The sequence below is a fragment of the Flavobacterium oncorhynchi genome (genome assembly GCF_002217355.1).
GTDB lineage: Bacteria > Bacteroidota > Bacteroidia > Flavobacteriales > Flavobacteriaceae > Flavobacterium > Flavobacterium oncorhynchi.
Genome location: NZ_MUHA01000017.1, coordinates 51353 through 73953 on the forward strand (window position 1 = coordinate 51353; position 22601 = coordinate 73953).

Sequence of the window (22601 nt, forward strand, 5' to 3'; positions counted from 1 at the left end):
AATATTTTTATTTGATTAAAATTGAACTTTTACTGCCAATGAGTATGAACTAGGAATTGGCACTGTTCCAAAATTGTATTTCGCCACCGAAGATTGTCCGCCAGAATTTGTTTCTGGATCGAAACTCGTAAAATTATCCCATGAAATTAGGTTTCTTCCGCTTGCAGTAATCACTAAATCATCAAAGAAACTATTTAATTTTCCAAAAGAATAGTTTAAAGATACCTCTCTTAATTTTAGGTAGCTTCCGTCTACAACTCTAAACTCTTCGATGTTGTAAACAGACCAAATGTATCCGCGAGGTAATTCTCCGTTAAGTTCTTTAGCAACTAATGTTCCAGAACCTACACCTTGTCTTGTTCTGTAATCTGCATCAAAAACATCTACGCCTTGTACGCCATCAAATAATACAGATAAACCAAATTTTTTGTAATTCAGATTTGTTCCGAAAGAAATAATATAATCTGGATTTGGGTTTCCAATTTGTTTGTTTAAAATTGTTCCTGTAGGCTGTCCAGAAGCATCTCTTTGCGGAGCTCCAGTATTTACGTCTCCTTTTTCAGTTTGCGGATAACCAGTTGGCGTAAGTAATAAGCTGCCGTCAGCATTTCTAGCAAAGTACGTACCATAGAAAATACCAATTGGCTGGTTCATTTCAACAAAAACAGGTGCTCCAGCTAAATTGCTGTCTAGTTTAAAACGCTGCTGCGGTAGGCCGGTTACTTTATTTCGGTTGCTGCTGTAGTTTACAAAAACATCAAGATGCAGGTTTTCTTTTTTGATAAGATCATATTTAAGGTTTACTTCAAAACCTTTATTGTTCATTTGACCAATGTTCTTAATTGTATTTGTAGCACCTTCAGAAGCTGCTAATTGAACTGGCAGTAACAAATCATCAATATCAGCATTATAATAACTGAATGATAAATTCAAACGATCTTTTATAAAACCAAAATCACCACCTATTTCATAAGTAACACTTTGTTCTGGTTTTAAATCAAGATTTCCTTGTTTGAAACCTTCAATAGTAAAAGTACTATTTCCTAAAAGCGTTCCTGTAGAGTAATTTGTAAAACGAGCATATGGTTTAATAGCAGTTAAACTTCCTGATTTTCCCCATGAACCTCTAAGTCTCGCTGAACTTACAACATCATGAATACCTTCCATGAATTTTTCGTCAGAAAGGACATAACTTAAACTTGCTTTTGGATAAAACTGAGATCTATTGTCTTTAGAAAAAATAGTCGAAGCATCTTGTCTTCCTGCCAAAGTAATGTATAATTTGTCTTTATAACCAATAGTTTCCTGAAGGTAAAAACCCCATAAATTGTATTTTGACTGACTTGAACTTGGTGAACCAGGAATCAAGGTATTGAAAGCATTTATAGTTTCAATAAATGGTTTTAAGTTACGTCCTTCAACAGCAGCAAAATTATCACGATACGTTTGTACGTTGTAACCTCCGTAAGTTGTTGCTTTCCATTTGTCGTTTATATTCCAAAGGTATCTTAAGTTCAAGTCATTATTAAATTGAACCACTCTGTTAGTCGCTTCAGAAACATAACCGTCATTATAATAAGCAGGATTAACTACATATGGATATCTCGGAATAAATACGTTTCCTCTTTGGTTATAATTGTCGACACCAAAAATCATATCAGCATTGAAATTTTTAAAAGGAACATAATTTAATTGTAAGTCCGAAATAATACGATCTGTATTTTGTTTGATTTTAAAAGTTTCTATAATAGAAAGCGGATTAACTCTATTAGGGTCAACTGCTAATAAGTTGCCGTTAGCATCTCTTTTATTAATATCATAAGTATTATTGGTAATATTTATAGCATTAATTGGGCTCCAGAAAACGTTTCCATCTGGTTTTTCGTTTGAAGCAGAATTAATATAATTTAAACCAACAGTCGCAGATAATTTTGAATTAAAGTCATGTTTTAATCTTACTTTTGCACCTGCTCTTTTAAAATCGGTGTTTTTTATAATTCCTTCGTTTACTAAATAACCAAGCGATGCAAAGTATTTTGTTTTTTCATCTCCGCCTTGTAATGAGAAATAAGTATCTGTTCCAACACCAGTTGTAAAAATGTCATCTTGATAATCGTAACGTTGTACATCTATAGTTCTAGTTTCAAGATCTCTTCCTAATACATTTACAGTAGTTGGACTTTTAGGATTTCCTTGAATAGGGAATAATGCAGGTGAAGCATTTACAAACTGTTTGTTTGAAGTATTCAGATCAAGTTTTTTTCGAATTGAATTAGAAGTTACACTAGTAGAAAAAGTATATCTTGTTTCGCCGGCAACACCTTTTTTGGTTGTAATTAAAACCACACCATTAGCTGCTCTCGATCCGTAAATTGCAGCGGCAGCGCCACCGTTCAATACTTCGATACTTTGAATGTCGTTAGGGTTAATATCAGACGATCTGTTTTGACCAATCTGCATATTAGAATTTCCAGTTGTTACATTTAAGTTCGTTACGTTTGTTGTTGCATTGTTTAAAACAACTCCATCAATAACATACAACGGATCTGAAGAACCTAAAATAGACGATGTTCCTCTAAGTTTAATACTAAAACCTCCAGCAGGATCACCTGAGTTTTGAGAAACCTGAGCCCCTGCAATTTTACCTTGTAACGCAGTCGAAAGTCCGCCTGGCTGTGCTTTTATCAAGTCTTCGCCTTTTAAACTTGTAACGGCGTTTCCTAACTCTTTACGAGTAGCGCGTACAGTAGATCCAAGTACCACAACTTCAGAAAGAGTGTTGGTTTCTTCCGCCAGTCTTAGATTAATTACACTAGTGCCGCTGGAAATTTTGACCTTTTTAGTACCAAAGCCAACAAAACTAAAAATCAATGTTTCGTTTTCATTTGCAGAAATGCTGAATTTTCCGTCTAAATCGGTTACGGTGCTTTTGGAAGTTCCTTCTATTAAGACAGAAACTCCTGGCAGCGAAAGTCCGTCAGATTCACTTTTAATTGTACCACTTACGGTTTTTGTCTGAGCAAATATGGGCTGCGCAAACAAAATGGTTCCAAATAAAATAAATAATAGTTTTTTCATATTACAGTATTTGATTAGTTATAGAATCTAAAATTAGAAATTTTTTTTAATAAATGCGATTTTTTGCATCTTATTTAATTTATTATATACAAAATGCATAATAATGCATTTTATTTTTTTGTTTAATCGTTATTTCTGATTTGTAAGCGTGTTTGGTAAATTATCACTCTTAAAACGTGCATAATAATGCAATATATTTTATATTTGTAAAAAAAATCAGATGCTTAAAAGAGAAAGACATCAATTTATCATGGATAAATTTAAGAATGTCGAAAAAATCAATACTATTGATCTCGCTTTAGAATTAAATATCTCTGAAGATACAATACGCAGAGATTTTAATGAATTGCATAATAAAGGCTTGATTAATAAAGTTTATGGAGGCGCTTTTCTAGTAAAAGACAAGCCAAGCAGTGTGTTTGATATTGCTATTGTTAATGAAGATAAAAAAAACATAGTAGGTCAAAAAGCCTTGTCGTTTTTAGTTGACGGACAAGTAATTATAATGACTGGAGGAACTACTAACTTATCTTTTTGTAAACTTATTCCAAAAGATTTATCAGCTACTATATATACGTATAGTCTGCCCATAGCCATGCAGTTATCTCAGCATCCTAATATAGAACTGATTTTTATTGGAGGGAAATTGCAAAAAAATGCAATGGTAACCGTAGGAATAGACGTAGTGCAAGTACTGTCAAAAATTAAAGCCGACGTTTGTTTTTTGGGCGTGAGCAGTCTCGACGTAAATCAGGGACTTACCGAAATGGGGTATGAAGTTTCGATTATTAAAAAAGAAATGATTAAAGCCTCTGCCAAAGTTATTGTCTTGGCAACTTCAGACAAGATCAATGGCAAAATGCCTCATAAAGTCTGCGATCTAAACCAAATTGATGCTATTGTAACAGAATTAAGTCCTAATAGCTCTAAAATTAAAAATTTTGCCGATGCCGGCGCCCGTTTGTTTTAAAGAGTTATGCGCTTTTTAAAAATCTAATTGCTGTAAGAATCTACAAATTATAGAATGCAGTCTTAAAGTTTCTATACCTATTGCTTGAATAAATTTAAGATTTATTTTATTACCTAAAAATGAATTAGAAGCATATAAATCATCTCTTGATGATGAATATAAAACGTTATTTTGAAAAAAGATAAACTCGGATAAATTTTCAAGCAGTTTGTCATTTCGAGGAACGAGAAATCACACTAGAAACTCCACAAAGAAGATCGCCAATCTTTCTCGATTTACGAGTGTGATTTCTCGTTCCTCGAAATGACAAGATTGGGGATTTTTGTTGCGTACGCTCAGTATGACAATCGAGTTAAAACCCAAAAATCCAATTTCAAAAACAATAGCAAAGAAAACCTCAGAACCTTTGTTACTATGCCTCTTTGAACCTTAAAAAAATACCTATTTTTGTAATTCAAAAAGAAAGCAATAATGTCGATAAATAAAGAGTTACAAGAACTAGCAGCATCATTAGAAGGTACACTTTTATATGATGATCTTTATAAAACACTATATTCTACAGATGCTTCGGTGTATAGGATTCGTCCTAACGCGGTGGCTTTGCCTAAAACTACGGCAGATATAAGTAAGCTAATTCAATTTGCGGCACAGCATAATATTTCGGTTACACCAAGAACTGCGGGAACTTCTTTGGCAGGACAGGCAGTAGGAGATGGAATTGTGGTTGATGTATCGAAACATTTTACTAAAATTTTAGGTTATGATGCTGAGAAAAAAACGGTTACTGTTCAGCCTGGAGTGATTCGTGATGAGTTGAATTTATTTTTGAAACCATACGGTGTTTTCTTTGCGCCAATTACATCAACTTCAAATCGAGCGATGATTGGCGGTATGGTTGGAAATAATTCATCAGGAACAACTTCGATTCGTTATGGTGTTACGCGTGACAAGATTGCTGAAGTAAAAGCAATTTTAAGCGATGGATCTGAAGTGACTTTTGGCGAATTGACTTCGGCAGAATTTATGGAGAAAACCAAAGGCAATTCTCTAGAAAATAAAATTTACAAAAGTGTTTACGACGAACTTTCGGTAAAAGAAAATCAGGAAGAAATTATAAAAGAGTTTCCAAAACCTGAAATTCACAGACGAAATACAGGTTACGCAGTTGATATTCTTTTAAAATCAGAAATATTTGGAGGAACTGAACCTACAATAAACTTAGGGAAACTACTTTGCGGAAGCGAAGGAACTCTGGCTTTTACAACCGAAATTACGTTAAAAGTTGACGATTTACCACCTGCACATAATATTATGGTTGTGGGGCATTATCATACCATTCAGGAATCGCTGGAATCTGTTGTGGTGGCCATGAAGCATCATTTGTACACTTGCGAAATGATCGACGACACGATTTTAGATTGTACGAAAACGAATCGCGAACATATTAAAAATAGATTCTTTTTAGTTGGCGAACCAAAAGCAATTATGCTTTTTGAAGTGGCATCGCACACGCTTGAAGATGCTGAAAATCAAGCAAACGCTTTAATTGCCGATTTAGAAAAACACAATTTTGGATACGCACTTGTAAAAATTTATGGTGCCGATATTGATAAAGCCAACGAACTTAGAAAAGCAGGATTAGGATTGTTAGGAAGTATTGTTGGCGACAATAAAGCTGCCGATTCTATAGAAGATACAGCTGTAGAATTAAGCGATTTGCCCGCTTATATAGCTGAGTTTTCGGCAATGATGTTAAGTCACGGGCAGGAAGCGATTTATTATGCGCATGCTGGTGCGGGAGAATTGCACTTGCGTCCCGTTTTGAATTTAAAGAAAACATCTGATCTAAAATTATTCAGAACCATTGCGACCGATGTGGCGCATTTGGTAAAAAAATACAGAGGTTCATTAAGCGGAGAACACGGTGACGGAATTGTGCGTGGAGAGTTTATTCCGTTTATGATTGGCGATAAAAATTACGAATTGCTGAAAAGAATCAAATTAGCCTTTGATCCGAATTCCGTTTTTAATATCGGAAAGATTGTCAACGCTTTGAAAATGGATGAAAACCATCGGGTAATTTCGGGCAGAGTAGAACCAGATATTAAAACGTTTCAGGATTTTTCAGACAGTTTAGGAATTTTGCGTGCTGCCGAAAAATGCAACGGTTCTGGCGATTGCCGAAAAATGCCATCGGCAGGAGGAGCAATGTGTCCGAGTTATCGTGCGACCCGAAATGAAAAAGAAACCACTCGTGCGAGAGCAAATGCTTTACGTGAATATTTAACGTATTCTGAAAAAGAAAACAAATTTGATCAGAAAGAATTATACGAAGTTTTTGAGTTGTGTGTAAGCTGTAAAGCCTGCGCGAGCGAATGTCCAAGTAATGTTGACGTTGCAACTCTTAAAGCAGAATTTTTATATCAATATCAAAAAGCAAACGGATTTTCGACCCGAAGCAAGATTTTTGCCAACAACGCAAAATTGAACAAAATGGGAAGTTTGTTTCCGTCGATTACGAATTTTATTTCGAATCAGCCGCTGGTTAAAAAATCAATGGGAATTGCGCCAGAAAGACAAGTACCGCTTTTGGCTAAAAAGACTTTCAGAAAATGGTATGAAAATAACAAACCTAAAATTGCAGATTTTCCAAACGGAAAATTGTATTTATTCGTTGATGAATTTACTAATTATTACGACGTAAATATTGGGATTGATGCTTTTGAATTGTTGACAAAATTGGGGTACGAGGTTTTAATTACAGATCACGAAGAAAGCGGAAGAACGTATCTTTCAAAAGGATTTTTAGAAGAAGCCAAAAAGATAACTGATATAAATGTCAATATTTTCAAGGATTTAATTTCGAGCAATACATCTTTAATCGGAATTGAACCTTCGGCGATTTTGACTTTTAGAGATGAATATCTGCGATTGGCATCGGATAAAGAAAATGCCGAACGAATTTCGCAAAATGCCTTTACAATCGAAGAATTCTTCAAGAAAGAAATAATCGATGGAAAAATCAGACCAGATTCATTTTCTGAAGAAACAAAAGAAATTAAGATTCACGGACATTGTCATCAAAAGTCTTTAAGTTCTGTTGAAGCCACTTTTGCGATGTTGAATTTACCTAAAAATAATACGGTAACCATTTACAATTCGGGTTGCTGCGGAATGGCGGGTTCTTTTGGATATGAAAAAGAGCATTATAAAGTGAGTATGCAAATGGGTGAAGATACTTTGTTTCCAAAAGTTCGCAATACTGCCGAAAATGTAAAAATTGCCGCTGCAGGAACCAGCTGTCGTCATCAAATTTATGACGGTACAAAACGTGAAGCGCAGCATCCGGTTAGTATTTTGAGAAATTGCTTGAAGTAAAGAGGAAGGAAGCCTGAGCGTAAAGAATTACATAAGGGAACACTAAGAAAAAAAGTATCCAGATAGCTATCTGGTTACTTTTTTTTCACGCAGATTTGGCAGATTTCTTTTTTTGACTTTATAAATAGTAAAATCTGCATAGATCTGCCAAATCTGCATGAAAACTATTTTGACACAGATTACAGGATTAAAATTATTTTTTTTCTCATCTTATGACATTTCGACTGAAAGGAGAAATCACACGCGGAAATCTGCAAAGGAAGTCACTAATCTTTGTCGATGTACTAGTGATTTCTCCTTCGTCGAAATGACAAACTTTGAGTGTTTGTTATTAGTTTATTTTAAGATATTCTGTAAAAATCATTCTTAATAAATGGTGAAAAAAAGCGTAATCCATTAAAACGACTAAGCCCCATTATTCCGAAGAATAACAGGGCTTAAAAATGACAAGTTTACATTTTTGTAGATTATTTGGCGCCAGGAGGACAATGCTCTTTGATGTACTTTGTAAAAGTATCAGCAAGATGTTTTGTTGTTCCTTCTCCCTCGTATATACTGTGTGAACGATTTGGATAAATCATCAAATCGAACATTTTATCATATTTTACCAATTCATTAATCAGAACCTCGGCATTTTTATAATGTACATTATCATCGCCCGTTCCATGAATGTATAATAAATTTCCTTTCAGGTTTTTAGCATGAGTTACAGGTGAAGCCTTTATGTAAGTCGCTTCGTTTTCACTTGGTAAGCCCATATATCTTTCCGTATAAATATTGTCGTAAAAATGCTGATCTGTAACCGCTGCGATCGCAATTCCCGTTTTGTAAATTTCAGGAAATTGAAACATCAAATTCAAAGTTACAGCGCCGCCGCCGCTCCATCCGTGAATAGCAACTCTATCAGAATCAATAAAGTTCCATTTCAAAACTTCTTTCGCAGCCATAGCTTGATCGTGCGTATTGATAATTCCGATGTTTTTGTAAATCGACTTTCTCCATTTTGTACCTTTCAATACAGGAGTTCCGCGGTTATCCATTGCAATTCCAATATATCCTTCAGGAATTAAAGAGGCAATAAAGGGATAAAAATACGGTTCATCGTTTGCAACAGACGCCATTGGTTCGCCATAAACATAAAAAAACACAGGATATTTTTTAGAAGCATCAAAATTCAAAGGTTTTGCCATAACGCCGTCTATTTCGATTCCGTCAACAGTTGTGACTTTAAATTTCTCTAATGAATAATTGCGTCTTGGTGCCGAAAATGAATCTGCAGCAGCTGGAAGTATTTTTTTATGACCAGATAAAGCAACTAAACGCTTGTTGTAATCGCGATTGATATTCGAATTTACGTGCTTAGCATATTTAGCATCAGTCGAAAAACTGTATTCATTTGTACCTTCAAATTCTTGAGGAGTTACACGTTTCGTTTTCTTTGTATTTAAATTAGTTTCGTACAAATAACGTTGTGTAGCATCTTTTGGGCTGGCAATAAAATAAACAGATTTTGTTTCTCGATTGTAAGCTTTGTAGTAAGCATCAAAATTTTCAGTTGTAACAAGTTCTTTCTTTTTGCCGTCGCTGCTGATTTTGTAAATATGCATCCAGCCGTCAGCATCTGAACTCCAAAGAAACGATTTTCCGTTATCTACAAACTGACACGGAAAAACATCATATTCGCCAGAAGAAATATCAAATACATCAATCCAAGAATCTGATTTTTCCTGATAGATTAAATTCGCCGTTCCAGATTTAGTATCACATTTATAAATAGAAGCTTGATTTTGATTTCTATTTAATTGAATAACCATTACATTTTGATTGCTGATCCATTCCATACGAACTAAATAATTATTATCAGGCTCGCCTGGAATATTCAACCAGTTTGTTTGTAAAGAAGCAATATCAATTATACCAATTTTTACAGATGAAGGTTTTTCTCCAGCTTTAGGATATTCTACCGGAATCGTAAACGGATAAAGAGCATCAGTATTATTGATCATCAAATGAAACTTCGTTTTTGAAGCATCTACACGCCAAAATGAAATACTCTTTCCATCAGGACTCCATCTAAAACCGTCACGAGCAGCAAGTTCTTCTTCATAAACCCAGTCAAAAGTTCCGTTTATGATTTTATCTGTACCATCTGTTGTCAAAGGCGTTATTTTTCCAGAGTTTAAATTTTCAAGATAAATATTATGCTGCGAAACATAAGCCACATTTTCGTTATCGTTAGAAAATTTAGCAAACATCAGTGACGACTTTTCTAAGCTCGTTCCCAGTTGTCTTCCTTTGCCTGTTGCTAAATCAAAATACCAAAAATCTCCTTTGGTATTGGCTCTCCAGACTTTTTTAGAATTGGTAAAAACCAACACTTTCGTTTTGTTTTCATTCCAAACCAAATCTTCAATTTCTCCCGTAAAACCAGATTTTTTTAATTGATCATCAGTTAAAATAGTTTTCTTTTGATTTAGTTTGTCAACATCATAAACCACAACATTGTCTTGAGAGTTTACCCAAAAAGAGTGTGAGTTTGGCAGCCAGTTTAGTTGATTAATATCAATATCCTCTTGTGCAAAAACGCTGGAGCAGATTAATAAAAAGAGTAACAAATGTTTCTTCATTATATAGGTGTTTTTAGTTTGTTATAGTATTGTATTTTGAAGAAGTAAATATAATAAGTATTTTGTCTGACTAGGAATTAACTTATGAACTCTACTTAAATTTAGACATTATTTGAAGAGTATTAATATAAGAAGAGAAAAATAGAAGCGGCATTACTTTAAATTTTACACTGAAATAAGTTGGGATAAAAATACTATAGGCTTCCCTTCAAAATTTGTATTATATTACTATTTAATAGCCGAATATTATCTTATTTTGGGTTAATATATTATTGTTTTGAGTTTGGTTTAATTGCTTTAAGAAAAAAACTTAAATGATTATTTTGATTCAGTTTATTCCTGTTTATTTTGTTTGAATATCTATTGAAGAAAACAAAATCGTTTTATATATTTGAAATCACGATAAAAATTGCATTATTTGCAAAATAAAAGCATAATCACTACTATAAATTAATTTAAAAAGTAAATCCATATATGGCATTATCAGGTTTATTCCGAAAAAAAACGGTACAAGATATTCTGAAGCAGGTTGCAAAGAACGAATCAGATGGTCATGATGCATTAGGAAAGCATTTGACCACAAGAGATTTAACCGCGTTTGGTATTGCAGCTATTGTAGGAGCAGGTATTTTTAGTACCATCGGAAAAGCCAGTGCAGATGGCGGCCCTGCTGTTATTTTTCTATTTTTATTTACTGCTTTAGCTTGTAGTTTTGCGGCTTTTGCTTACGCTGAATTTGCTTCAATGGTTCCAGTTTCTGGAAGCGCTTATACGTATTCTTATGTTGCATTTGGTGAAATTATTGCTTGGATAATCGGCTGGGCGTTAATCATGGAATATGCTGTAGGAAACATAACCGTCGCCATATCGTGGAGTGATTATTTTACGGGACTTCTCCAGAGCGGAGGGATTCATTTACCGCAATGGATTCAGATGGATTATTTAACGGCTTCAAACGGCTTTAAAGATGCCGAAGCGTTAATGCGAGGTGGAAAATCATTCGAAAATTTAAGTACCGCATTGCAGGCTGCACACACAGCTTGGACTACGGCACCAACAATAGGATCATTTCATTTTGTAACTGATATTCCGGCTTTATTTATCATTATTTTGATTACGGCGTTGGTTTATAGAGGAATGAAAGAGTCTCGTAATGCCAGTAACTTAATGGTAGTTGTAAAACTGTGTGTCGTTCTTCTAGTAATTGCAGTAGGAGCATTTTATGTAGATACAGCAAATTGGGATCCGTTTGCTCCAAATGGAGTTGGTGGTGTATTAAAAGGAGTATCAGCAGTTTTCTTTGCTTATATTGGGTTTGACGCTATTTCTACAACTGCAGAAGAATGTAAAAATCCGCAGCGTGATTTACCTCGAGGTATGATGTGGGCAATTATTATTTGTACCATTTTATACATAGCGATTGCTTTAGTTTTAACAGGAATGGTTCGTTATAACGAATTAAACGTTGGAGATCCATTAGCATTTGTTTTTGAAAAATTAGACTTAAAATGGATGTCAGGAATTATTGCAGTAAGTGCAGTAGTGGCAATGGCGAGTGTTTTATTGGTTTTTCAAATGGGTCAGCCTCGTATCTGGATGAGTATGAGTCGTGATGGTTTATTGCCAAAGAAATTCTCTAAGGTTCATCCAAAATTCAAAACTCCGTCATTTGCCACAGTCGTAACCGGTTTTGTGGTTGCAGTTCCAGCTTTGTTTTTGAATCTGACAATGGTGACTGATTTGTGCAGTATTGGAACTTTGTTTGCCTTTGTATTAGTTTGTGCAGGAGTTTTAGTATTACAAGATAAAACAGATATTCCGAGAGGAAAATTCAAAACTCCTTATATCAATGCAAAGTTTATTTTACCATTGGCAATAATTGCAGGATTGTATTATTCTTTTGCTTTTAATAATAAAGCAACAATGGCCTTTATTAAAAATGAAACACAAATAAACGATGCAACAACTATTATTACCTCTTTAAATAAAGGCGAATCTGAAAAAGTATTCAATTATTTAGAAAGTATTGATGTTGATAATAAAACGGCAGAAACTTCAGATTTAGAACATTTACTAAGTCAATATCAAGATAATGATGCAAAATATGCCGAAGTTGTAAAAGGAATGCCTATTGCAGATTCTTTAAAATACGAATCTGGCATTAGCTTATTCAAACATAAAATTCCAATGTGGATTTTCCTTTTCGTTTTAGTTGGATTAGCCGTTTGGGCATTTAGAAAAAACCTGTCTTTAATTCCACTTTTAGGATTAATCTGCTGTCTTTATATGATGGCTGAATTAAGTGTTTGGAACTGGATTTACTTTACAATTTGGTTGCTGATAGGATTATTGATTTACTTTACTTATAGTAGAAAAAACAGTAAACTGAATGTAGCAGAAGCATAAATTAAAAGCTGAAAATTATAAATAAAAACCGTTTTGAAAAAAAATCAAAACGGTTTTTTTATGGCTTTTTTATAAAAATATCCTCCTGTTTACGAAAGTTTTTTCTTAGGTTTGTTCTGTCGTAAAATTTAAATTGTTTTTATTATAAATGAGTTTTTTAAAAAATATATTAGGTAGAAAAGAAGTAAAAATAGAATCCTCTAGTGATTTTTGGAACTGGTTTTTAAAACAGGAAAAAGAGTTTTTTAAAATCGTTCAAAACGGAGAAAATATTCATAAAGGTTTCTTTGATAAACTGGCACCAAAACTGGAAGAAATTCATTCTGGAATTTATTTTTTGACAGGAATGAGTGACGATCAAACAGCTGAGTTGATTCTAACACCTGACGGAGCATTAAGAAATATCTATGTTATTGAAGAGTTGGTTGAGAATGCTCCCAAGATCAACGGTTGGAAATTTACTGCACTTAAACCAGCTTGTGATATTAAAGATGTAGGTATTAAGTATGAGAATTTTGAATTCAATAAAGACAATTTGAAATTTTATCCTAACATACATAAAAGCTATCCAGATGAAATAGATTTAACGATTGTGTATGATGATTACAGCGAAGAAAAAAAGGCCGCTGTAACCAACGGCGTTCATATTTTTTTAGACAACTATTTGGGCGAAATGCATTCAGTTACACTAATCGATAATTTAAAAGTTATAGGAAACAGCGAAGTTTCAGAAGAGTTAATTCCTATTGAAAAATTAAGCGGTTATTTGATTTGGAGAGAGAAAGAATTTGTCGAGAAATACGAAGGAATCAGACATAACACGGAAAATGATGGTTATACCAATTTTGAAGGAAAACGTAAAGATGGTGGAATCGTATTAGCTTTGATAAATACAACCCTTTTAAAATGGGATAAAAAAGCGTCGCATCCATGGGTTTTTATTCTTGCACTTGAATTTGAAGACTGCGATAATGGAGGGTTGCCAGACGGAAAAACCAATAGTAGATTAGAAGAAATTGAAGAAGAAATAATAAATTATTTACCAGATTTTGAGGGATATTTAAATATAGGAAGAGAAACAGCAAACAATAAAAGAGAACTCTTTTTTGTGTGTAAAGATTTTAGAAATCCTTCAAAGACGGCAGACGAGTTAATAAAAAAATACAGCGGAGATTTTAAAATAAGTTACGAGCTGTATAAAGACAAATACTGGCAGTCTTTTAAACATTTTGAACAAGATTAAAATAGAAAATCGTTCTGAAAATTTCAGGACGGTTTTTTTGTTTTTACCAGAGATTGCTGGACTTGTTTTTAGCAATAAAAAAAATCCGCATAGAGAAAAATCTCTAGCGGATTCAAACAAACTAAAAAAAATCGTGCAAATTTATTTATAAAGAATTGTTTCAAATTTATAAAACACCAAGTTCAATCATACAGGCCTTCATCATTTCGTAAGTACGCTCAATGTCGTTGTCTAATCCGATAGAAAAACGAATTAAACCATCAGTCAGCCCCATTTCTTGTTGTTCTTCCAGCGGAATTTCACTTGAAGTTGAAGTTCCAGGCGCACTAAACAGTGTTTTGTAAAAGCCTAAACTTACCGCCAAATAGCCTAAATTTCGAGCCTGCATTAATTCCATTAACTCATTGGCTTTCTCCAAAGAACCAACATCAATTGTCAGCATACCTCCAAAACCATATTCTGGGTTAATCATTGTTTTGTATAATTCATGGCTTGGGTGACTTTTTAATCCTGGATAAACCGTTTTTAAACCGTCTTTTTCAAATTGATCGGCTAGAAAATGCGCATTGTGACTGTGTTGTTTAATTCGGATATGAAGTGTGCGCAGGTTTTTCATCACACTTGCAGAACGTAAACTGTCCATTGTAGGGCCTAAAAGCATACTTGCTCCAGAATTTACATTTTTCAAAGCATTAATAAATTCTTTCGATGCACAAGTCACGCCGCCAACAGTATCACTACTTCCATTAATGTATTTTGTTAAACTATGAATGACAATATCAGCACCTAATTTTGCAGGTGAAACTGATAAAGGCGAAAATGTATTATCAACCACCAATTTCAGATTATGTTTTTTAGCAATCTGAGCCAAACCAGTAATATCAGCAACCTCTAATAACGGATTACTAACTGTTTCACAATACAAAACTTTCGTTTTTGGTGTAATCGCAGCCTCTACAACATCTAGTTTTGTAATGTCAACAAAGCTTGTTTCAATCCCAAATCTTGGCGTAAAGTTTTTCAAGAAAGCGTAAGTTCCGCCATAAATCGTTCTGCTCGAAACAATATGGTCGCCCGCGCCGCACAATTGCAAAAGAGTAGGGGTGATAGCTCCCATTCCTGAAGCCGAAACATTTGCTGTTTCTGTTCCTTCCATTGCTGCCAAAGCCTGATCTAAATACAAATTACTTGGCGATGAATGACGAGAGTATAAATAACAGCCTTCCATATTACCTTCAAAAGTATCAAACATGGTTTTAGCCGAAAGAAAAGTATAAGTTGAAGAATCAGAAATCGACGGATTTACGCCTCCAAATTCACCAAAGTATTGTAAATCCTGTATTTTATCTGCTGGGTTAAAGTCTTTCATTAGTTAATGGTTTATTGTTGGTTGAATTGGTTTACGAGCTGATTCCTGATCGAAGTGCTATCGCTAGGATTCGGACTGGAAAACTCATTTTCAAAAGAAATTCTGTTCAAAATAAGATCTATTTAGATTATTAATCAATAGTTGTCTTTGTGTTTAGTTTTTAAAACTATAAAAATGTATTTGTTGTGATTTTTAATCTAAATTTGATGAGAAAAAAGTAATTCAATAGATTTTTTTTCATTTCGACAACTAACCATCAAACTGAAACCATGACTTTAGACGCCATAGATAAAAAGCTTTTAGTTTTATTACAAACTGACAGCAAGCAAACCAATAAAGAATTGTCATTGAAACTTAATCTTTCAGTAACAGCAGTATACGAAAGGATAAAAAAGTTGGAGCGCGAAGGAATAATTAAAAGCTATGCGGCTCTAGTTGATAAATCTAAAATCGAAAAAGGATTTGTAGTTTTCTGCCATTTAAAACTCATTCAGCATACAAAAGAATTTCTAACCAAATTTGAAAGCGAGGTTATCAAACTCAACGAAGTTCTAGAATGTCATCACGTAAGCGGTGATTACGATTATATCCTGAAAGTATTAGTAAAAGATATGGAAGCGTACCGAGAATTTTTGGTTACAAAACTGACTTCATTGCAACATATTGGGAGTACGCAGAGTACTTTTATGATTAGTGAGGTCAAGAATTCGACGGTGATTTCTTTTTGAGAGGCTCAAAGGTTTTTGATTTTAGGTTTCCAGTCTTTGTGCACATTTTATGTTATTTCGATCGAAAGGAGACTTGAGCGATAGCGAACAGATGAAGCAATTATTCAAATGCAAAACCAACTTTGCATTGAGCTAATTGCCCAAATTCATCGTAGTAGCTGTTATGCACAATGCTTTATATTTTCGAATACCTGGTGCAATAATTTAGGTTAACTTAGGTTTTATTTTTCTTCAATTTTAGAATTTTTAGGATATGGGAAATATGCGGTATATAATTTTCCTTTTATTCTTAGCATTATTGCAATAAAATTTATTGTTTTTTCCGTGGGAATATCGGCTACGAATACATTATTTTTTCCTTTTTTTAAGTCATTTTGGAATTTATATGTTTCATCAGTGTATATAAAACTTACGGCAGCATTTAAATTTTTGACAGGAATAGTTGTCTTTAGCGAATCTGTAGCATAACATTCAATTGTGTTTTCATATTTAGTAAGTCCAATTATATAACCGTCATCAACTTTGACTAAACCTTTTAATGGTTTTTGAAGCTGTTCTTGAGCGTAACAGATGTTTAGCCCTGATAAAAGTAAAATGAAATGTATAATATTTATTTTATTTAATGTCATTTTTAAAAGATGTTATTTAAGGATTGTTTTTTGTGTTTAATTTTTAAGATATTGTATATAACATTCTGGTACTTAAGAAGGTTTGGGAGTAAATTAAGTTTATTTCCTAAAGCCATTGCGTTAGCTGTTGTAGGCAGCTACTTTTTGTCTAAATCTAAATAATAAAGTTTAGCCGCTTCTTGGATTTCAGCATCTAAACTGTCATCAAGAGCGTATGAATATAGTACCCATTTGGTGCTTGGTTTGTAAAATTTAAATATGAATCTAATAGGTTGCCTATCATATTTTACGAGATATGAGTATAGAATAAAACTTTCAGAGAATTTTTTCGTTGTGATAATTTCGTATCCATTATACTTCCCCATGTAATTTTCTGTAAAACCATTTACTGTTCCAATAATTTTATCAATGTCATCTTTTGCTCGTTCTGTCCATTTGTTTGATGCGTATAAATCTTTTATAGCTTTTCCTGTATCTTTTTCGTAGGTCTTAAAAAAACTGTCCAACAATTTCTGTGGTTCCGATTGAGCAAAGATATTTCCTGATATGGAAATTAATAAAATCAATAAAAGTCTTTTCATAATAGTTTAATCTGTTTATTTATGGTTCTTAATAATTATCTACGACTCCTCATTATAGTTGGTTTTGGACTAAATTAAGCTCTGTTTTTGGATTTACCAAATTGAAATCAACTTTCCATTTAATCAATTACCAAATCCGTTGTAATAGCTGTTATGCTCAGTTATTCTGCTTATCTAGTTGGTCTTGATGTTGCTGTCGGTTTTACTTTTTCTTCAAGAACGTCAATTACACTTTTCTTCAAATCATCATATTTGAAGTTCTCGTTAAAGCCAATGTTGAATGTAGAATGTGTATCTCCTTTTGTTCGGCAGAGTAAATACTTTGTTCCATCTCGCTCTACTAAAATTGGAGAATATTCTGTTTGAATACGATATTCAATTTTATCATCTTGATTTATAATATAAAACAAATGTTTGTTGTATACATCTTTAGAGTCTTCTTGGTATCTTTCGAAAGCTTGGATTAATTTGTCATTCCATTTAAATTGGTCGTAGCAAAACATATCTTTCAAATTATCTTTAAGCTGATTTTTCTTGTGAGCCTCATACAATTTGTCTTTATATGGTTTTGCTTTGTCATACTCTTTTCTATTATAATATATTTGAATAAGTTTAGTGTAAGTGTGATAGTCTGTTGGGTCTAATTGCAAAAGTTCAACAAAGGCGGGTTCTGCTTTATCATAGTTACCTTTTAGAGATTCAAGAAGTCCGATGTTGAACAATGCATTTATGTATGAATTAGATTTTGTATCAATTTTTGATTTTGCTATGTAAAATGCCTCTAAAGCTTTATCGTTATTTTTTTGATCAGAATAAATTTGAGCGACAAATGAATAAGGTCTAGCAGGGCAATTCTTTTGTTCTGTTGCCTTTTTGTATGCTTCTAAAGCTAAATCTAATTTTTTTAAATTATAATAGGAATCACCAAGTCCACTATAAAATTCGGCATCATCCGATTTTAAATTAATTGCGGATTGAAAATTTTTTACAGCTTCATCATATTTCTGCATATAATTTAAAGTGGATGCCTTAATGTAAAATGATGCAGGGTCTTTTGAGTCTTTGTCTATGGATAAATTCATAAACTTGATGCAATTACTATCGTCTTCTTTCATGTAATAAGCTAGTCCAATATAATATAATGATTTTGCAGAATAGTCTAAAGATTTAGAAGCGTGCTGTTCGATAATTTTATCGAATTCGTTATTGTCATTTAAAGTTTTTAGCTCTGTAGTTATTTGGTCTTGAGCAAAAGTTGTCAAGTTAGAAATTATTAGAATGAGTAGTGCTAAATTTTTTTTAATTGCCATTATGTTGTCATTTTTATAATTGGGCATCGTATCTATTTACTACAGGGGGGGAGGACTAAATTAGGCGTTATTTTCAAATTTGCCAGATCTGTTGTAGCAGCTGATAGGTCTAGTTTTTACTAAATTTCTTTTTGTTTTTCAATACATAATTGTCAATATCAGGAAAGTTTTTCATTTTTTTGAATTTGTATACTTTATTTATTTCATGCTTTTTTCCTGTTTGAAAGTCTGTTGCATTGGTCAGAACAAAGGTGGAATCATTTTTAATTATTCCTGTTTCTTCATATAAATTGTAATCACCAATGGTATTGTAGAAAATTTGAATTGTAATAGCATTATTTTCAATTTTATATATTCCTTGATCCCAAATTTCTGCCTTGGAATTCAAAAAAAATAAATTCTTATTTTTCAATTCAGTTAAATAACATTGAAAATGTTCAAATGCACTTTCCAAAGTATTGTTATCTGGTAAATCACATTTAATTCCAAAATTATACGCAAGATTGTCTTGCATTCCAGAATATGAACCTAATTTCATTGCAGAACCATTTTCTTTTAAGGCTAATGTAGAAATTCGGACTTGGTAAAAGGTTTTTGTGGAATCTCTAACATAACCACCATATTCATTTCTGTAATACGGATTTGTTTTAACATAACTCTCTGTATAGTAGTAGCCGTCTTTTCTCAAAGTATTCGAGTCCCCAATATTGTTTAGCGACATCAGTTCTTTTTTGCCTTTTATAGAAATACAAGAAACAATTGTCAATAAAAAAAAGACTATAATTATTCGGTTTTTCATGTTTTTACTCTTTCCAAATTTTTACATTAAGATTATTTTTCAAGAAGTATATAATATTTCCCCATCCTTCTTGATTTGGTGCGTTATATCCCCAAATTTGATCTACTTCTTTTTCAAGTTTTTCTATTGCATTGCGATAATTTTTCCGAATTTGAGATTTTTCTTCAGAAGAATATTTCTCGAATTTTTCTTTATTTTTAATAAATCGATAGTGTCCCTCCAGAAAATTAATTACATCACAATAGTCTTGGTCATTCTTTGTAAAGTCTGTTTCCTCAGGAAATAAATGGATTGTTTTTTCGACAAGCTTGGCTACATTTTCTAATTGTAAACTTTTCATTGCACTTGGAATATATGGAACAATTTCCGGATAATTTCCAAAAATCTCAATTGCCCAGCCACCCGATTTCCAACAGCCAATTGTTTGAACTCCAATAAAAATTGCGAATGCTTCGAGTGTTGTTTTATTTTTTATTTCTTCAATAGACTCTTCAATGAATATTTTATCTGAAATTTTGAACAGCGCCTCTTCTGTTTCGATTGAAATACCATTCAATATTTCTCGGATTGTTTTCTTGTTCATTTTATGATTTTATTTCTCATTTATTTTGCCCGCAAGCGAATAGCGTTATCGAAATTTGGGCTGTAATCAAAAGTTTATTTTTCATTTAAGTAGCTGTAAAGTAATTCATAACTCATAAACATGTGTGCATAAATTTATTCAGTTTTGTTCTAAGCAACTATATTAGCTAGATGTTTTATTTGTGCTTTTACATCTTGATTTTTAGAAGCAATATATTACAAAAATAGAGTTATTTCTCGCATGTCAAAGCAATTAAATATGTTTTGATAATTTATGATGTAATATGAGAAGATCAAGTAAGGACAATAATTAAGAGAAAGATTTTACGGTGCTTTACAAAGAATGAAAAAGAGAAGAAACAAAAAGAAACTTTTGCAAATTTGTGTCTCCGTGAGCAAAATTCCATGTTTCTAAAAAAACTTTAGCGAACCTCTGTGTAAATCTCAGCGCTCTTAGCGGTAAAATAAAAGCACTTCACGATAAAACTCCCACCCAAAATTTCACACAAAAAACATTGAAAATTAAACTTCAAACAGAACTTTATTCCTTAATTTTGTAACCGCTAAAATAAAAACAAAATACTATGAGTTCATTTGACGTAGTCATTATAGGTTCAGGTCCTGGAGGATATGTATCAGCAATTCGTTGCGCACAATTAGGTTTCAAAACTGCAATTGTAGAAAAATATAATTCATTAGGCGGAACTTGCCTTAACGTAGGTTGTATTCCTTCAAAAGCATTATTAGCTTCTTCTCACCATTATGCAGAAATTAAACATTTCGCAGATCACGGAATTGAAGTTTCTGGCGATGTAAAGATCAATTTAGAAAAAATGATCGCCCGCAAACAAGCCGTTGTAGATCAAACTTCAGGTGGTGTGAACTATTTAATGGATAAAAATAAAATTACTGTTTTTAATGGTTTAGGTTCTTTTGTAGACGCAACACATATTTCAGTTGCAAAAGCAGACGGAACATCTGAAACTATTGAAGCAAAATATACTGTAATTGCTACAGGATCAAAACCATCTTCTTTACCATTTATCAAAATTGATAAAGAAAGAATCATCACTTCTACGGAAGCTTTGGCTTTAAAAGAAGTTCCAAAACACTTAGTCATTATTGGCGGCGGTGTTATCGGAATTGAGCTTGGACAAGTTTATCTTCGTTTAGGAGCGCAGGTTTCTGTAGTTGAATTCATGGACAGAATTATTCCTGGAATGGATGGTTCGCTTTCAAAAGAATTAACTAAAGTGTTGAAAAAACAAGGAATGAAATTCTACGTTTCTCACAAAGTAAAATCAGTAGAAAGAAATGGCGATGCTGTTACAGTTCAAGCTGAAAATGCAAAAGGAGAAACAATCACTCTTGAAGGAGATTATTCATTAGTTTCTGTTGGTCGTCGTCCTTACACAGACGGATTAAACGCTGACAAAGCTGGAGTTAAAATTTCAGATAGAGGACAAGTTGAAGTAAATGATCATTTACAAACTAACGTTCCTAATATTTATGCGATTGGAGATGTTGTTCGTGGAGCAATGTTGGCACACAAAGCAGAGGAAGAAGGAACAATGGTTGCTGAAATATTAGCAGGTCAAAAACCGCATATCGATTATAACTTGATTCCTGGTGTTGTTTACACTTGGCCAGAAGTTGCTGCAGTTGGACAAACGGAAGAGCAATTGAAAGCTGCAGGAGTAGCTTACAAATCTGGAAGTTTCCCATTTAAAGCGTTAGGACGTGCAAGAGCAAGTGCTGATTTAGACGGATTCGTAAAAATCCTTGCTGACGAAAAAACAGATGAGGTATTAGGAGTTCACATGATTGGTGCTCGTACAGCTGATTTAATTGCTGAAGCGGTTACTGCGATGGAATTTAAAGCTTCTGCTGAAGATATTTCAAGAATGAGCCATGCACACCCAACTTTTGCTGAGGCAATAAAAGAAGCAGCATTAGCAGCAACAGATAATAGAGCTTTACACGTATAATTTTTTACGTATAAATATATTTAAACCGTCAAAAAATTAATTTTGACGGTTTTTTTATTGCCTCATTATTTTAAAAGTATAATAAGTTTCTTTGTTTTTCATGTAAACACTATAAGCACCTTCAGCTTCATTGTAGATTCTGTAAAGGTATTTGTCACCTTTAAGACTTAAATTTTTTCGAGATAAATTATTACTCTCTATAAACTCTAATTCAAATTCACAATTGCTTTTTTGTTTAAAATGCAGTTTTGAAAAAGTATCGTCGCTGAATTTTTCTATCCATAAATTATCATTTATAGTTACTTCTACTTTATTGCCGTCGTTTTCATAATAATAGTATTGTGCGGCTTTTTCAAAACTATTGCATTGTTCTCTAGAAATGTTTTCTATTGGTTTCTCAGTTTGCATTGACCAACTGCTTTTTGTTGATTCATTTGGAAAAAGAGCTACAAATTCGTTACAGTTTTTATGCAGTCTGAAAAATATTTGCTCAAATACTTTTTTTTGAATAATGCTGTCCTTAAATTTTGATAGGTAAGGAGTAATGTGGGCATTATTTATAGTATTGACCCTAATCTCATTATTCAAGTTTTTATTTTGAATCAATGATTTACATATTTCAATGTTTAATGAATCAACAGATTGTATAGATTGAGATTTGGAAATAGAAGTGTAAAATAAGAGAATAAAAAATAGGTAGATTTTCATTTAAATAGGTTAGTTAGTATACCAAATGTAGGTTTTAGTAAGGATATTCTAATAATATAAAAGAAACTTTTTTTGAATTTATTTTAGACGCTTTTTAATGGTCGAAAAAATATTAAGTGTCAGGGAATTTTTGTAAATTAGAGGTATAATTCTGATAATGTGTTTATTGTGATGTTTTTTTTTTCTAAAAACCAAGAATTGAATT

The 22601-nt window shown here is 32.9% G+C and carries 15 protein-coding genes; 6 read left to right on the plus strand and 9 right to left on the minus strand.

Annotation, left to right across the window (positions count from 1 at the left end):
• Nucleotides 1-15 precede the first annotated feature (15 nt).
• Entirely contained in the window at nt 16-3078 is a 3063-nt protein-coding gene (locus B0A75_RS12390; protein WP_089054584.1) for a SusC/RagA family TonB-linked outer membrane protein, read from the minus strand.
• A gap of 220 nt (nt 3079-3298) precedes the next feature.
• Between B0A75_RS12390 and B0A75_RS12395 the strand changes: the two genes are divergently transcribed.
• Nucleotides 3299-4048, plus strand: coding sequence for a DeoR/GlpR family DNA-binding transcription regulator (locus B0A75_RS12395; RefSeq protein ID WP_089054585.1), 750 nt, complete (start codon nt 3299-3301; stop codon nt 4046-4048).
• A gap of 471 nt (nt 4049-4519) precedes the next feature.
• Nucleotides 4520-7426 carry an FAD-binding and (Fe-S)-binding domain-containing protein gene (locus tag B0A75_RS12400; RefSeq protein ID WP_089054586.1) on the plus strand — a complete coding sequence of 969 codons (2907 nt, stop codon included), beginning with the start codon at nt 4520-4522 and terminating at the stop codon, nt 7424-7426.
• Nucleotides 7427-7893: 467 nt separating this feature from the next.
• Here B0A75_RS12400 and B0A75_RS12405 read toward each other — a convergent pair whose 3' ends face one another.
• Complete coding sequence (locus B0A75_RS12405) at nt 7894-10053, minus strand: S9 family peptidase (RefSeq protein WP_089054587.1); 2160 nt, start codon at nt 10051-10053, stop codon at nt 7894-7896.
• Between the two features lie 474 nt (nt 10054-10527).
• Between B0A75_RS12405 and B0A75_RS12410 the strand changes: the two genes are divergently transcribed.
• Both B0A75_RS12410 and B0A75_RS12415 read left to right on the plus strand, forming a co-directional pair.
• Nucleotides 10528-12459 (plus strand): amino acid permease, encoded by a 1932-nt coding sequence (locus tag B0A75_RS12410; protein WP_089054588.1) that lies wholly within the window; start codon nt 10528-10530, stop codon nt 12457-12459.
• Nucleotides 12460-12607: 148 nt separating this feature from the next.
• Nucleotides 12608-13702 (plus strand): DUF695 domain-containing protein, encoded by a 1095-nt coding sequence (locus B0A75_RS12415; protein ID WP_089054589.1) that lies wholly within the window; start codon nt 12608-12610, stop codon nt 13700-13702.
• 166 nt (nt 13703-13868) lie between these two features.
• Here the strand turns inward: B0A75_RS12415 and B0A75_RS12420 are convergent, their stop codons facing one another.
• Nucleotides 13869-15071, minus strand: a complete 1203-nt coding sequence (locus B0A75_RS12420; protein WP_089054590.1) for an aminotransferase class I/II-fold pyridoxal phosphate-dependent enzyme — start codon at nt 15069-15071, stop codon at nt 13869-13871.
• Between the two features lie 269 nt (nt 15072-15340).
• Here B0A75_RS12420 and B0A75_RS12425 point away from each other — a divergent pair, with 269 nt between their 5' ends.
• Nucleotides 15341-15799, plus strand: coding sequence for an Lrp/AsnC family transcriptional regulator (locus B0A75_RS12425; RefSeq protein ID WP_089054591.1), 459 nt, complete (start codon nt 15341-15343; stop codon nt 15797-15799).
• Between the two features lie 221 nt (nt 15800-16020).
• Here B0A75_RS12425 and B0A75_RS12430 read toward each other — a convergent pair whose 3' ends face one another.
• The 5 genes from B0A75_RS12430 to B0A75_RS12450 form a co-directional block, all read right to left on the minus strand.
• Nucleotides 16021-16428 (minus strand): hypothetical protein, encoded by a 408-nt coding sequence (locus tag B0A75_RS12430; RefSeq protein WP_089054592.1) that lies wholly within the window; start codon nt 16426-16428, stop codon nt 16021-16023.
• A gap of 137 nt (nt 16429-16565) precedes the next feature.
• On the minus strand, nt 16566-17009 hold the full coding sequence (locus B0A75_RS12435; RefSeq protein WP_089054593.1) for a hypothetical protein: 444 nt from the start codon (nt 17007-17009) through the stop codon (nt 16566-16568).
• 170 nt (nt 17010-17179) lie between these two features.
• Complete coding sequence (locus B0A75_RS12440) at nt 17180-18319, minus strand: tetratricopeptide repeat protein (protein ID WP_165765123.1); 1140 nt, start codon at nt 18317-18319, stop codon at nt 17180-17182.
• Between the two features lie 109 nt (nt 18320-18428).
• Nucleotides 18429-19118, minus strand: coding sequence for a hypothetical protein (locus tag B0A75_RS12445; RefSeq protein ID WP_089054595.1), 690 nt, complete (start codon nt 19116-19118; stop codon nt 18429-18431).
• A 4-nt stretch (nt 19119-19122) separates the two neighbouring features.
• Entirely contained in the window at nt 19123-19701 is a 579-nt protein-coding gene (locus tag B0A75_RS12450; RefSeq protein ID WP_089054596.1) for a hypothetical protein, read from the minus strand.
• Between the two features lie 583 nt (nt 19702-20284).
• On the opposite strand from B0A75_RS12450, the gene lpdA reads away from it, so the two are divergent.
• Nucleotides 20285-21688: a dihydrolipoyl dehydrogenase gene (lpdA, locus tag B0A75_RS12455; protein ID WP_089054597.1), complete on the plus strand. Its 1404-nt coding sequence runs from the start codon at nt 20285-20287 to the stop codon at nt 21686-21688.
• A 54-nt stretch (nt 21689-21742) separates the two neighbouring features.
• On the opposite strand, the gene B0A75_RS12460 is transcribed toward lpdA, so the two are convergent.
• Nucleotides 21743-22396: a hypothetical protein gene (locus tag B0A75_RS12460; protein ID WP_123872367.1), complete on the minus strand. Its 654-nt coding sequence runs from the start codon at nt 22394-22396 to the stop codon at nt 21743-21745.
• Nucleotides 22397-22601: the final 205 nt, after the last annotated feature.

What these genes read in the sequence shown, in the direction of transcription:
- B0A75_RS12430 (WP_089054592.1), bottom strand. Translation starts at nt 16,428, where the DNA reads ATGACATTAAATAAAATAAATATTATACATTTCATTTTACTTTTATCA.
- B0A75_RS12435 (WP_089054593.1), bottom strand. Translation starts at nt 17,009, where the DNA reads ATGAAAAGACTTTTATTGATTTTATTAATTTCCATATCAGGAAATATC.
- B0A75_RS12450 (WP_089054596.1), bottom strand. Translation starts at nt 19,701, where the DNA reads ATGAACAAGAAAACAATCCGAGAAATATTGAATGGTATTTCAATCGAA.
- B0A75_RS12445 (WP_089054595.1), bottom strand. Translation starts at nt 19,118, where the DNA reads ATGAAAAACCGAATAATTATAGTCTTTTTTTTATTGACAATTGTTTCT.
- B0A75_RS12395 (WP_089054585.1), top strand. Translation starts at nt 3,299, where the DNA reads ATGCTTAAAAGAGAAAGACATCAATTTATCATGGATAAATTTAAGAAT.
- B0A75_RS12460 (WP_123872367.1), bottom strand. Translation starts at nt 22,396, where the DNA reads ATGAAAATCTACCTATTTTTTATTCTCTTATTTTACACTTCTATTTCC.
- B0A75_RS12405 (WP_089054587.1), bottom strand. Translation starts at nt 10,053, where the DNA reads ATGAAGAAACATTTGTTACTCTTTTTATTAATCTGCTCCAGCGTTTTT.
- B0A75_RS12425 (WP_089054591.1), top strand. Translation starts at nt 15,341, where the DNA reads ATGACTTTAGACGCCATAGATAAAAAGCTTTTAGTTTTATTACAAACT.
- B0A75_RS12415 (WP_089054589.1), top strand. Translation starts at nt 12,608, where the DNA reads ATGAGTTTTTTAAAAAATATATTAGGTAGAAAAGAAGTAAAAATAGAA.
- B0A75_RS12400 (WP_089054586.1), top strand. Translation starts at nt 4,520, where the DNA reads ATGTCGATAAATAAAGAGTTACAAGAACTAGCAGCATCATTAGAAGGT.
- lpdA (WP_089054597.1), top strand. Translation starts at nt 20,285, where the DNA reads ATGAGTTCATTTGACGTAGTCATTATAGGTTCAGGTCCTGGAGGATAT.
- B0A75_RS12410 (WP_089054588.1), top strand. Translation starts at nt 10,528, where the DNA reads ATGGCATTATCAGGTTTATTCCGAAAAAAAACGGTACAAGATATTCTG.
- B0A75_RS12420 (WP_089054590.1), bottom strand. Translation starts at nt 15,071, where the DNA reads ATGAAAGACTTTAACCCAGCAGATAAAATACAGGATTTACAATACTTT.
- B0A75_RS12390 (WP_089054584.1), bottom strand. Translation starts at nt 3,078, where the DNA reads ATGAAAAAACTATTATTTATTTTATTTGGAACCATTTTGTTTGCGCAG.
- B0A75_RS12440 (WP_165765123.1), bottom strand. Translation starts at nt 18,319, where the DNA reads ATGGCAATTAAAAAAAATTTAGCACTACTCATTCTAATAATTTCTAAC.